The sequence below is a fragment of the Bacillus sp. FSL M7-1020 genome (genome assembly GCF_038050415.1).
GTDB classification, from domain to species: Bacteria; Bacillota; Bacilli; order Bacillales; family Bacillaceae_G; genus Bacillus_A; species Bacillus_A toyonensis.
Genome location: NZ_JBBOTW010000001.1, coordinates 4,634,212 through 4,646,575, shown reverse-complemented (window position 1 = coordinate 4,646,575; position 12,364 = coordinate 4,634,212). Strand labels below are relative to the sequence as shown.

The window sequence follows — 12,364 nt, the reverse complement described above, 5'->3', positions numbered from 1 at the left end:
CCTCTTTTTTTCATAAGGAAATTTTTATGGAAACTGTAAAAAAATCATTAGGGGAGTATTGAATTTTCGCTTTATACATCCCCCATCTTTCGGATACACTAAATAATATAAGGGTTTAAAGGAGGTATTTTTGCTTGGAAGAAATCATACAAGAAAATATTGATAAGTTGTTATTATTTATGAGAGAAGAAGCGTATAAACCGTTAACGATACAAGAGTTAGAAGAGGCATTTGGAATTGAAGGTTCTGAGGGCTTTAAAGATTTTGTAAAGGCACTTGTAATGATGGAAGAGAAGGGACTTGTTATTCGTACACGTAGCAATCGTTATGGTCTTCCTGAAAAGATGAATTTAGTGCGTGGTAAGTTAATTGGACATGCGCGTGGCTTTGCTTTCGTTGTGCCAGAAGAGAAGAAAACGGGAGATGATGATCTTTTCATTCCTCCTACAGAATTAAACGGTGCACTTCACGGTGATACAGTATTAGCACGCCTAAGTTCACAATCAAGTGGTTCACGTCAAGAAGGTTCAATTGTACGCATTTTAGAACGTGGAACGAAAGAACTAGTTGGTACATATACAGAATCGAAAAACTTTGGGTTTGTTATACCTGACAATAAGCGTTGGACAAGTGATATTTTCATCTTGAAAAGCGCATCCATGGGTGCTGTAGAAGGCCATAAAGTAGTTGTTAAAATTACGAGCTATCCAGAGAATCGTTTAAGTGCGGAAGGTGAAGTTATTCAAATTTTAGGTCATAAAAATGATCCAGGAGTAGATATTTTATCGGTCATCCATAAACATCATTTACCTTTAGCATTTCCTGAGGAAGTGATGGAGCATGCAAACAGTGTACCAGAAACGATTTCAGAAGAAGACTTGAAAGATCGCCGTGATTTACGTGACCAAATGATTGTAACGATTGATGGTGCAGACGCGAAGGACTTAGATGATGCTGTTACAGTAACGAAGCTTGAGAACGGTAATTACAAGCTTGGTGTTCATATTGCGGATGTAAGTCATTACGTTGAAGAAGGTTCTCCAATTGATGTTGAAGCAGCGGAAAGAGCGACGAGTGTATATCTTGTTGATCGTGTAATTCCAATGATTCCACATCGTCTATCTAACGGTATTTGTTCATTAAATCCGAAAGTAGACCGTCTGACACTGTCTTGTGAAATGGAAATCAACAACTTAGGTGATGTTGTCAAACACGAGATTTTCCAAAGTGTGATTAAAACGACAGAGCGTATGACATATGCTGACGTAAGAAGCATTTTAGAAGATGAGGACGAAGAGTTAATCAAGCGCTATGAACCGTTAGTACCAATGTTTAAAGAGATGGGCCAATTGGCACAAATTTTACGTGAAAAGCGTATGCGCCGTGGTGCAATCGACTTTGACTTTAAAGAAGCAAAAGTATTAGTAGATGAAGAAGGAAAACCGACTGATGTTGTAATGCGTGATCGTTCTGTATCAGAAAAGTTAATTGAAGAATTTATGCTTGTTGCGAACGAAACCGTAGCAGAACACTTCCACTGGATGAACGTACCATTCATGTACCGTGTCCATGAAGATCCGAAAGAAGATAAGTTAGAGCGATTCTTCGAGTTTGTAACGAACTTCGGATATGCGGTAAAAGGACGTGCGAATGAAGTACATCCTCGTGCATTGCAACAAATTCTTGAAATGGTTCAAGGACAGCCTGAAGAAGTAGTAATTTCAACGGTTATGCTTCGTTCTATGAAGCAAGCACGTTACGATTCGGAAAGCTTAGGACATTTCGGCTTATCAACTGAGTTCTACACGCATTTCACATCGCCGATTCGTCGTTATCCAGATACGATCGTTCATAGATTGATTCGTGAATACGTCATTAACGGTAAAGTCGACAGTGAAACACAAGCGAAATGGCGTGAAAACTTACCAGAGATTGCAGAGCACTCTTCTAATATGGAACGTCGTGCTGTTGAAGCAGAGCGTGAAACAGACGAAATGAAAAAAGCAGAGTATATGGTCGATAAGATCGGTGAAGAGTATGACGGTATGATTAGCTCTGTAACAAACTTCGGTTTATTCGTAGAGCTTCCAAATACAATTGAAGGTCTTGTACATGTTAGTTACTTAACGGATGATTACTACCGTTACGACGAGAAGCATTTCGCAATGATCGGAGAACGTACAGGTAACGTATTCCGCATCGGTGACGAAATTACAATTCGTGTTATTAACGTAAACAAAGACGAGCGCGCAATTGACTTTGAAATCGTTGGCATGAAAGGTACACCTCGCCGTAAGTTCAAAGATCGTCCAGTCGTTATCGAACAGCCAAGAACAGGCAGAAAGAAACGGGGTGGACGTAGCGAGCGCAGTAATGAGCGCGGCGGCGAACGCGGTACAGGTAGAAAATTTGACCGTGGTGGCAAAGGTAACAGCACAGGAAGAGGATCCGCATCAGCATCCACGTCCGCTAGTCAGCCAGGGAAAAAAGATGGTAATGGCAAGAAGAAAAAAGGATTTTTTGAAAACGTACCAGGATTCAAGAAGAAAAAGAAAAAGCGTAAGTAAGAAAAGAGTGGCTTCGCTTTGATGAAAAGCGGGGCCGTTTTTCTTTTTATTGGTCATTTCACTCCCTCGAACGAAGCAAAAAGCGCTTCTCTGTCGGGAGTTCCAATGTCCAAAGATTCTGAGCGAGCTACTTTCGCTTTTTGTGTAATCCAGCTACAGTGGCTAGAATGTTTGGCGACTTCGCTTCTTCCCCAGAGGCAAAGGGCGCCTCAAGGTCAGAAGCTCCATCCACCTCACATTCTGAACGAGCCACTTTCGCTTTTTGTTTACATTTGTTACAATAGTAAAAATAGAGGAGGGACGTTATATGCCAAAAGGTACAGGTAAGGTTATTGCACAAAATAAAAAAGCATTTCATGATTATTTCATCGAAGAAACATACGAAGCAGGGCTTGTCCTTCAAGGAACGGAAATTAAGTCGATTCGCGCTGGTCGCGTGAACTTGAAAGATGCGTTTGCACGTATACATAATGGTGAAGTATGGGTTCATAATATGCATATTAATACGTACGAGCAAGGGAATCGTTTCAACCATGATCCGCTTCGCACGAGAAAATTACTTCTTCATAAAAAAGAAATTGATAAACTAGCGGGAGCTGCAAAAGAAACAGGTTACGCATTAGTTCCACTTAGAATCTATTTGAAAAATGGATTTGCAAAGATGGCACTTGGTTTAGCAAAAGGTAAGAAACAATATGATAAACGTCATGATTTAAAAGAGAAAGAAGCGAAACGTGAAATTGCACGCGTGTTCCGTGATCGCCAAAAGATGTAATACAGATATTTACATTTGTAAAACGGCGCGCGTATGATATAATAACTTATGTAAGGTTATTGCACATTGAAAAACAGCTCTTAGTAGCTATCACGATATTTTCTTCGTATGCTCCATTTTTATCATGGGGACGTTACGGATTCGACAGGGATAGTTCGAGCTTAGGTTGCGAGTCGAGGGGATCGGCCTCGTTAAAACGTCAAAGCCTATAATTGGCAAACAAAACAATCTTTCTTTAGCTGCTTAATTGCACTAAAGGTTCCTCCCTCCATCGTCCATGTGGTAGGATAAGGGACTCAAACTAAGTGGACTACGCCGGAGTTCGCCGTCTGAGGGCGAAGGAAGAGAACAATCAGACTAGCAACTTGGAAGCCTGTCGATAGGCCGAAGAGTTTGCGAAATGCTAATATATCGACTACACTCGTAGAAGCTTAAGTGCCGATATTTTTGGACGTGGGTTCGACTCCCACCGTCTCCACCAATACATATTTGGTGGTTTTTTTATTTTTGTGATATGAACCATAATTTTGCCAGGTTGGCGAGGTTATGGTTCTTTTTGTTTGTGGCAAAGTTATGGTTCTAAAAATAGAATGTATCTAATTTCTTGGTTCTTTCAATTACATCATCAATGCATCTTGTGTGTTATCCCTTAACTATCACAATTTTATCCAGTAAAAGCCTGATTGGTGAGGACTCATAAGCAGTGGGGGATGAACATCTCTATTTAATTAACACTTCGCTTTATTTGAATCTTCATATGTTTTGTGTTTTTATCCATACCTATTGTAAGATTATATAGAGTTCTCCTAATAAACTGTTTTAGTGGATTAATTAGGGGTTTTAAATTTATAAATCTTAAATTGTTTTTTGGGGATAATTTTTTATCTAAATAAGTTATATTGAAGTAGAGGTGAACCATCGGTGAAGCAGGTGTTGGTGATTAAAAATGAACGGTCTTCAGCAAAGAAAATTGTAAGCGGTCTAACGCAAGAAGGCTATTTCATTTTAAAACTTCACAATGAAAACCAAGGTTTAAATATAATATATGAACAAGATTGGGATATTATCATATTGGATTGGGACTCATTAAGTATATCGGGACCAGAAATTTGCAGACAAATACGACTTGTTAAAACGACACCGATCATTATTGTGACCGACAATATTTCTAGTAAGGATTGCATAGCAGGGCTACAAGCAGGAGCAGATGATTATATAAGAAAACCATTTGTGAAAGAAGAATTAGTAGCAAGGGTTCAAGCAATTTTAAGGAGAAGTGACTATATCCAGCAAAATGAGATGAATTTTTTTCAGTTTAAAGATCTCTTTGTTGATGCATCTAGCAATATTGTGAAAAAAGGTGGCGAAAATCTCTCACTTACTAAGCGCGAGTATGATTTACTTGTATTTTTAATTAAAAACAAAAACACAATATTGAGCCGTGAGATGCTTTTGAATCAAGTTTGGGGATATAACGTAGTAGTAAATCCAAATGTAGTAGATTTATATATTGGGTATGTAAGAAAAAAGTTAAAGTGCGAGAAGAAAGACAGATATATTCAAACGATACATGGCAGAGGCTATTCAATGATTGACTGATAAAAATAAGATAATAAAAAACGAGTAAAACTATTTCATTCCGTTTTACTCGTTTTTTTATTAAATGTGATAATCAAATAGTTTCTTAGAAGTATTAAAAGACGTAAAAAAATGGATTATGAAAATATTAGCTATTAATGAGCGTGTTTTGTAGAGGAAATCATGGTTAATCAACACGCCTGACGTCACATATTACTTTTTATGCCTGATTTTATGAATTCACACCATTCACAAGATTTTCACAGAATTAATGACTATACTAATTAACAGGATGTTCAAATGAAAATGATTATCAATAGCGATTCAATTGAATAAAAGTTACCTTCTAATTCAATCTATGGATGTCATCATTTTCGAAATAAATCACACTATAAGGAGTATACATATGAAAAAATCTATGCTTTTAAAATTAGTGAGTATTCTAGCAGTTTTCACTTTAATGTTAGTAGCTTGCTCAGATTCAAGTAAAGAAACTTCGAAGGCTAATAATAAAGATAATGGTAGTGATAAGCCAAAAACGGTTGAAATCACTGATGCTCATGGAACTGTTAAAGTCCCTGTAAACCCAAAGAATGTAGTTGCTTTGGATAACAGAACTTTTGAAACTTTATCTGATTGGGGAATTAAATTAGCGGCTGCTCCAAAGGATATCATGCCTGCTGATTCAGCATATAAAAAGGATGAAAAAGTTCAAAATATTGGGAATCACCGTGAACCAAATCTAGAAATTATTGCAGCTGCAAACCCTGACCTTGTAATCGTTGGTCAAAGATTTGCTGATCATTACGAAGAGATCAAAAAATTAGTGCCAAAAGCAGCTGTTATTGATCTTAATTTTGATGTTTCTGAGAAATCTACTACGCCTGGGAAAAACTTAGTAAAAGGACTTAAAGATTCTACAATTACTTTAGGGAAAATCTTTGATAAAGATAAAGAAGCTAAAAAATTAGTGGCTGATTTTGATAAATCTATTGAAACTGCAAAATCTGCTTATAACGGGAAAGATAAAGTTATGAGTGTTATCGTTACTGGTGGGAATATTGGTTTTGCTGCTCCACATTCTGGTCGTGTTTGGGGACCAATGTATGAAATTTTCGGTTGGGTTCCAGCACTAGAAGTTTCAAATTCTACTGCAGGTCATAAAGGTGATGACGTTTCTGTTGAAGCTATTGCACAAACAAATCCTGATTGGCTTTTCGTATTAGATCGTGATGCTGCAACATCTGATGCAGCTACTTCAACACCTGCTAAGGATGTTATTTCTAAATCACCAGCTCTTCAAAACACAACTGCTGTTTCTAAAAAACAAGTTGTTTATGCACCAGAAGATACTTACACAAATGAATCAATTCAGACTTATATAGAGTTGTTTGGAAATCTTGCAAAAACTTTAGCTAAGTAGTGTAAAGGAGTACGAAACAGTGTCAAAAAATATAATTTCTAGGGTTGAGAATATTTCTCAACCCCAGTTTTATAATCACAATAAATTATGGACAAAATCTTTTATAATAGCGATTATAGTTGTTATAATTTTAGGGATTATATCACTGTTTACTGGAGTTTATGATATACGTGGACAAGAGGACGGAATGGAGATGTTTTTCATAACTCGTGTTCCGAGAACAGTTGCATTAATGCTTACTGGAGCTGCAATGGCGATGGCAGGGCTCGTCATGCAACTTATTACACAGAATCGTTTTGTTGAACCTACTACAACGGGGACTATTGAATGGTCAGGCTTAGGCCTGCTTTTTGTATATTTATTATTCCCTGCCCCGACTTTAGTGCAAAGAATGACTGGTGCAATCATTTTTTCTTTTATAGGAACTATGATTTTCTTTTTATTTTTAAGAAGAGTTAAACTTCGTTCGTCTTTAATTGTCCCGATTATTGGATTGATGCTTGGAGCAGTTATTTCTGCAGTGTCTACTTTTTTGGGACTCCTTTTTCAAAAGACACAAAGTATTGAAACTTGGTTCGTAGGTTCATTTGCTAACATTCAGGTGGGAAGATATGAATATTTATGGCTGATTGTTATCATTACTTTTCTTATTTTTATGTATGCTAATAGATTGACTTTAGCTGGACTAGGAGAAGATGTCGCAACAAGCCTTGGAGTTAATTACAATAGAATTGTTCTTTTTGGGACTGGTCTTATCTCTGTTGCAGTTGGAATTGTTGCAGCTGTTATTGGACACTTACCTTTCTTAGGATTAATTGTGCCAAATATCGTTTCAATGTTTAGAGGTGATGATCTTAGGAGTAATTTACCTTGGGTTTGTGTGATCGGAATGGGATCAATAACTGCCTGTGACATCATTTCTCGAACAATTATACAGCCTTTTGAATTACCTGTTTCTTTAATACTTGCAACAGTGGGAGCAGTCGTGTTTATTACTATTTTATTGAGACAAAGAAAACCAAGGAGGCTACGATGATCACATTAGAATATAGAAAAAAAGAAAATGTCGAAATCGATTCTAGCCTTCATAATGAAAGTAGATCAGCTAGCGCTTTTCGTTCTAAGAAGGAAGCAAGACGTTATTGGATTTTACTGATAACATTGATTGGTTTAGGTCTCCTTTCTTCATATGGACTTTTAGTGTATAACAATCCAGTTCCGATAGATTCACCATCTTTTATCCCAGTTGTTAAGAGAAGGATAGTAGCTATTGTTGCAATGATTATTGCTGCGGTTTGCCATAGCTTGTCGACAGTTGCTTTCCAATCTATTACGAATAATAAAATTATTACTCCTTCACTTTTAGGTTTCGAATCACTTTATTCAGCAATTCAAACGAGTACAGTATTCTTCTTTGGTGCTAGTGCGTTAATAAATTTTAATGGAATTGGATCATTTTTATTCCAAGTTGTTGTTATGGTCTTCATGAGTTTGATACTTTATGGATGGTTACTTTCCGGTAAATACGGGAATTTACAACTTATGCTTTTAGTTGGAATTATTATTGGTACCGGGCTAAATTCTGTGTCAACTTTTATGAGAAAACTACTTGCGCCTTCAGAATTTGATATTTTACAAGCAAGATTATTTGGTTCTGTTAATCATGCAGATCCTGCATATTTTCCTATTGTAATTCCTATGATCATAATTGTAGCAGTATTAATTTTTGCTCATTCTAAGAATTTGAATGTTTTGTCACTAGGAAAGGATGTTGCTACTTCTTTCGGGGTTAAATATCAACCTAGTGTAATTTATACGCTTGTATTAGTAGCTATTTTAATGTCCATCTCAACAGCTCTAATTGGGCCACTTACTTTCTATGGCTTTTTAGTAGCAACTTTGAGTTATCAGGCGGCGTCAACTTATGATCATAGATATATTTTTCCAATGGCTTTTGCAATAGGATTTTTGATAATGACGAGTGCATACTTTTTAATGTATCATGTATTCCATGCTCAAGGTGTAGTTTCAGTTATTATTGAATTATTTGGTGGAATCATATTCTTAACTATAGTTTTAAGGAAGAGGGCTTTATGATAAAAATTGATAACGTTAAAAAGTTCTATAGTGATAAGGTAAAAATAGGACCTTTGGATATTGAAATACCAAAAGCAGGCTTTACTTCTTTAATTGGACCAAATGGCGCTGGAAAGTCCACGACACTTTTGATGATTGGAAGACTCTTAGATATGGATGAAGGTCACATTCAAGTAGCAAATATGGATGTTTCTGAATCCAAATCAAAAGACTTAGCAAAAGTTTTGACTATATTGCGACAAGAAAATCATTTTGTAACTAGGCTTACTGTTAGACAACTAGTTGGATTTGGGCGCTTTCCTTATTCAAAAGGAAGATTAACGAAAGAGGATGAATCTATTATTTCTAAATATATCGATTTTTTGGATTTAACTAATTTAGAGAATAGATATTTAGATGAACTTTCTGGTGGTCAAAGACAAAGGGCATATGTAGCGATGGTATTGTGCCAAGAGACGGAATATGTACTTTTGGACGAGCCTCTGAACAACCTTGATGTTGCTCGTTCTGTTCAAATGATGGAGCATTTGAGACGTGCAGCTAATGAATTTGGAAGAACAATTTTGACAGTTATGCATGATATAAATTTTGCGGCTAAGTACTCTGACAAAATTTGTGCTATGAAAGATGGTCAAATTGCTGCTTTTGGAACAGTAGAAGAGGTAATGGATCCAACACTTTTGACAGATATTTTTGAAACAAAAATAGAAATTATCAAGGGTCCTTATGGGCCAATCGCTGTTTATTAGTTACAAAATGTATACTGTAGCTTGCGTAAATTATGCTAGCTACTCTAGTTGAAGTTGCTGTCTGTATTTTATGGGCAGCAGCTTTTTTTATGCGATTGCCCATCGTGATAACTCTTAATTTTTCTGGCTGTTGGTAATAGCTCCACAGATATGTCATTACTCCCAGTCCTGCGACGTGTTGAACACTCGGACGGTGAATGTAAGGGAATCATTATATTCTGGTTTGGTTATCCACTCATAAGCTAACACAATTGTGTTAGACAAAGTAGGTCTCGTCCGTTCTCATATAAGAAGTTGTGATGTAGTTAGGATTCGGTATAGTGTGTCTACATGTAAGGGAGAAGTAGCTTGTTACGCTGCAAGATAATCCTTAGCGTATATTTTCGTTAAAATGTGGGCGGCAGCCCTGGTAGAAAAGAAAAAAATAAAAAGATAAGTGGAGACAAAATTGCTGAACACCTTATGCAAATAATCCTGTGAGATTGGCGTTTACGGCAATAATATTCAAATTACAATTTTATATGATAAGAACCATAACTTTTCCAGGTTGGCAGGGGTATGGTTCTTTTGTTTGCGAAAAAATTATGCTTGCTTTGTAAAATGATAAAAATGTTTTAATCCAAAATGATAGGATTACAAAAGTGTAATGTGGGTGTAAGGAAACTGGATTGTACCCTCTTTTTAGATAAAGCATACTTAAAGTAAGGAAGATTTATATGTGAATGAATATAAATTTTACAAGTAGGATAGAAAGGTTAGGTATTATCATATGAAATGGATCATTAGGATTTTTGTGTTATTAGCTATAATAGGAGGTGCTTTCTACTATCTGAAATCAGGTAATGGGTACTATTCAACTAAAGAATATTATGTAAAGGTAATGACTGATTCTACAGTAGAAAACGAAAAATTGAGTAATGGAGAAATTCTTACGTATCATGTTTACGATGAGAAGGTGTACGATAAAAAAGGGGAAGAAAGAAAACTGAAAATTTCCGTGCAAAATAAATTGGAAAAAAATCAATATTATTTGATTGATTGGGAAGATCGCCGTGGGATTGTTTCTAAAATAGCTAAAGTGGATCAAACAAAAATAGATAAGAGTATCTTAGATAAATTGAACGGAAATTCATAATATGTCAGGACAAGCTAACCAATAGCTGTGTTAACATAAAGCTTTATAAGCAAAAGATATTGTAGGAAAATAAGAGAGATTATTATAAAACAAAAGGGATCAACCGTCTGGTGTGATCCCTTTTTGTTAGGACTGAGCAAGGAGTATTATTGCATTGTATAAACCCTTTACTCTTTCCAAAACTGTTCTAGCAGAATACTGATCATAGTGCCTACGAGTAATCCGTTACTTAAAACATATTGTAAGGAAGAAGGAATACCGCTAAATGCACCTTCTGGAAGGAACATTATTCCTAAACTGATTAATAATGTAATTCCTAATATAGTTAATCGGCGTTGATTTAATTCTTCACGTAAAATCGATTGAAATGAAATGCCTATTACTTGGACAAATGTTGCTAAAAGTGCAGCATTAGCAATAGGGCCTGGAAGTAAGGATATAAAGCTTACAATTGAGGGGATAAAAGAAATTCCTGCTAATATGAGACTTGCTATAAGGAATGACTTCACTTTTCTTTGTCCTGTTAGTTGAATAAATCCAGCTGATGCAGGTAATGGTACAATTCCAATTGTAGAAAACAACGACGAGATAATATGTGATATACCTCCGACCCATATACCACGGTTCAGTGTTTGCTTTTCATTTTCTTTAGATAATGGAGCCACTTGTTTTACAGCCGAAATAGCAGCAATCGTATTTGCAACTAAAAGAAATGTAAATAAAATTGCAGTTAGAGTCATTCCAATATCGAATCTAGGCATGCCCCAAGCAAATATCTGTGGTAACTTAACTAACGGTGTGTGTGAAGGCATATGAGACGATTTTTCTAATAAAGCATACAAAAGCCAACCAAATGAAATGGCAAGTAACACAGCGTAACTTTTCATCCAGCCTTTCCCTTTAATTGATAAGAAGGTAATCATGGTAAAAACAAAGAGTGCAATAGTAGTTGTTGTATAATCAGGGTGAGTTACAGATCCTTGTAATCCCATCATTCCTTTTAGTAACACACCACTAAGCTGAAGTGCTAAGATTAAAAGAAAAGTTCCTGTAACTAAAGGGGTAAATAAACGTAAGATTCGATGTACAAGCCCTGTTATACCAAGTACGAAGAGTAATATACCTGCAATAATTAACCCGCCTTCTAAAATTTGCAACACGTCTTTTGCACTTTGTCCCTGATGCATAGATACTTGTCCCAGTATGACAAATATACTTACCCATGAACCTGCTGGACCATCTGCTATGGGATAGCGATGCCCAAACCATGCTTGTATAAATGAACTTACTCCCACGACTAAAAAAGTTCGCTGCATTAATGTTGAGATATCTTCTATTGATAAATGAAATATGCCACCAATAATGATAGGCAATGCAATTGCATTTGCTAATAGAAACACAAACCACTGTAGAATACTAAAGCTCGTATTAAAGTATTTTTTGTTCATATTATTCTCCTTTGTCGAAAAAGAATCTCATAGTAAAAATCCATCCTTTCTATACAGTTAGATTAAAAAGGATGGATTTTGTAAATCTATAAAATTATTTTAATTATATATATAGATTTAAAATTAATTACCATGTACGGAATGGTAAGAATTTACCGTTAAGTGTAATAACGATACGAGGATCGCCACCTTTTGGATCTTCTTGTGTATTCACACCTAGATTGAAGTTAATTGCACTCATTACACCTTCGCCAGCTTTTTCTAAGATTAATTCTCTAAGAGTTGGTGCGTATTGTAACATCATTTCATATAATCGATATAAGATTGGGTCAGTAGGAGGCATTTGCATTACTTGACCTCTAAGTGGAACTACTGTTAATGCCTGAACCACTTCCTCATCTAATTCTAATAGTTTACCGATTTTTTCTGCTTCCGGACGTGTCATTGTAGCTTGTCCTAATAATGCTGTTACAACCCAAGTCTCGGAGTTTTCGCTTACTTTTGAAATTTCTTCCCATGTTAAACCTTTTGCAATTTTTGCTTCCATAATTTTTTGTGTAGCTTCTTGTCTATTCATACTTAATAACTTCCC

At 36.0% G+C, this 12,364-nt stretch carries 10 protein-coding genes and 1 other RNA gene; 9 read left to right on the top strand and 2 right to left on the bottom strand.

Features of this window, described 5'->3' with window-relative positions; genetic code table 11:
* The first annotated feature begins 134 nt into the window (after positions 1-134).
* The 9 genes from rnr (at position 135) to MHB70_RS23980 (ending at position 10,324) form a co-directional block, all read left to right on the top strand.
* A complete protein-coding gene (gene rnr / locus MHB70_RS24020; protein WP_000391116.1) occupies positions 135-2,567 on the top strand; it encodes a ribonuclease R in 2,433 nt (810 codons plus the stop codon).
* A gap of 307 nt (positions 2,568-2,874) precedes the next feature.
* Positions 2,875-3,342 carry an SsrA-binding protein gene (gene smpB / locus MHB70_RS24015; protein ID WP_001123917.1) on the top strand — a complete coding sequence of 156 codons (468 nt, stop codon included), beginning with the start codon at positions 2,875-2,877 and terminating at the stop codon, positions 3,340-3,342.
* A 126-nt stretch (positions 3,343-3,468) separates the two neighbouring features.
* Positions 3,469-3,823, top strand: a transfer-messenger RNA (tmRNA) gene (gene ssrA, locus MHB70_RS24010).
* A gap of 440 nt (positions 3,824-4,263) precedes the next feature.
* A complete protein-coding gene (locus MHB70_RS24005) occupies positions 4,264-4,941 on the top strand; it encodes a response regulator transcription factor (RefSeq protein WP_000815822.1) in 678 nt (225 codons plus the stop codon).
* A 385-nt stretch (positions 4,942-5,326) separates the two neighbouring features.
* Complete coding sequence (locus tag MHB70_RS24000) at positions 5,327-6,343, top strand: siderophore ABC transporter substrate-binding protein (RefSeq protein WP_000749444.1); 1,017 nt, start codon at positions 5,327-5,329, stop codon at positions 6,341-6,343.
* Positions 6,344-6,362: 19 nt separating this feature from the next.
* Positions 6,363-7,379: an ABC transporter permease gene (locus MHB70_RS23995; RefSeq protein WP_000041828.1), complete on the top strand. Its 1,017-nt coding sequence runs from the start codon at positions 6,363-6,365 to the stop codon at positions 7,377-7,379.
* A complete protein-coding gene (locus MHB70_RS23990; protein WP_000631247.1) occupies positions 7,376-8,440 on the top strand; it encodes an iron chelate uptake ABC transporter family permease subunit in 1,065 nt (354 codons plus the stop codon). The genes MHB70_RS23995 and MHB70_RS23990 overlap by 4 nt, the downstream gene beginning before the upstream one ends.
* A complete protein-coding gene (locus tag MHB70_RS23985) occupies positions 8,437-9,189 on the top strand; it encodes an iron ABC transporter ATP-binding protein (RefSeq protein WP_000590045.1) in 753 nt (250 codons plus the stop codon). The genes MHB70_RS23990 and MHB70_RS23985 overlap by 4 nt, the downstream gene beginning before the upstream one ends.
* 769 nt (positions 9,190-9,958) lie before the next feature.
* On the top strand, positions 9,959-10,324 hold the full coding sequence (locus MHB70_RS23980; RefSeq protein ID WP_000871137.1) for a YxeA family protein: 366 nt from the start codon (positions 9,959-9,961) through the stop codon (positions 10,322-10,324).
* 167 nt (positions 10,325-10,491) lie between these two features.
* On the opposite strand, the gene MHB70_RS23975 is transcribed toward MHB70_RS23980, so the two are convergent.
* Entirely contained in the window at positions 10,492-11,772 is a 1,281-nt protein-coding gene (locus MHB70_RS23975) for a purine/pyrimidine permease (protein ID WP_001037032.1), read from the bottom strand.
* A gap of 127 nt (positions 11,773-11,899) precedes the next feature.
* A complete protein-coding gene (gene cynS, locus MHB70_RS23970; protein ID WP_001081568.1) occupies positions 11,900-12,349 on the bottom strand; it encodes a cyanase in 450 nt (149 codons plus the stop codon).
* Positions 12,350-12,364: the final 15 nt, after the last annotated feature.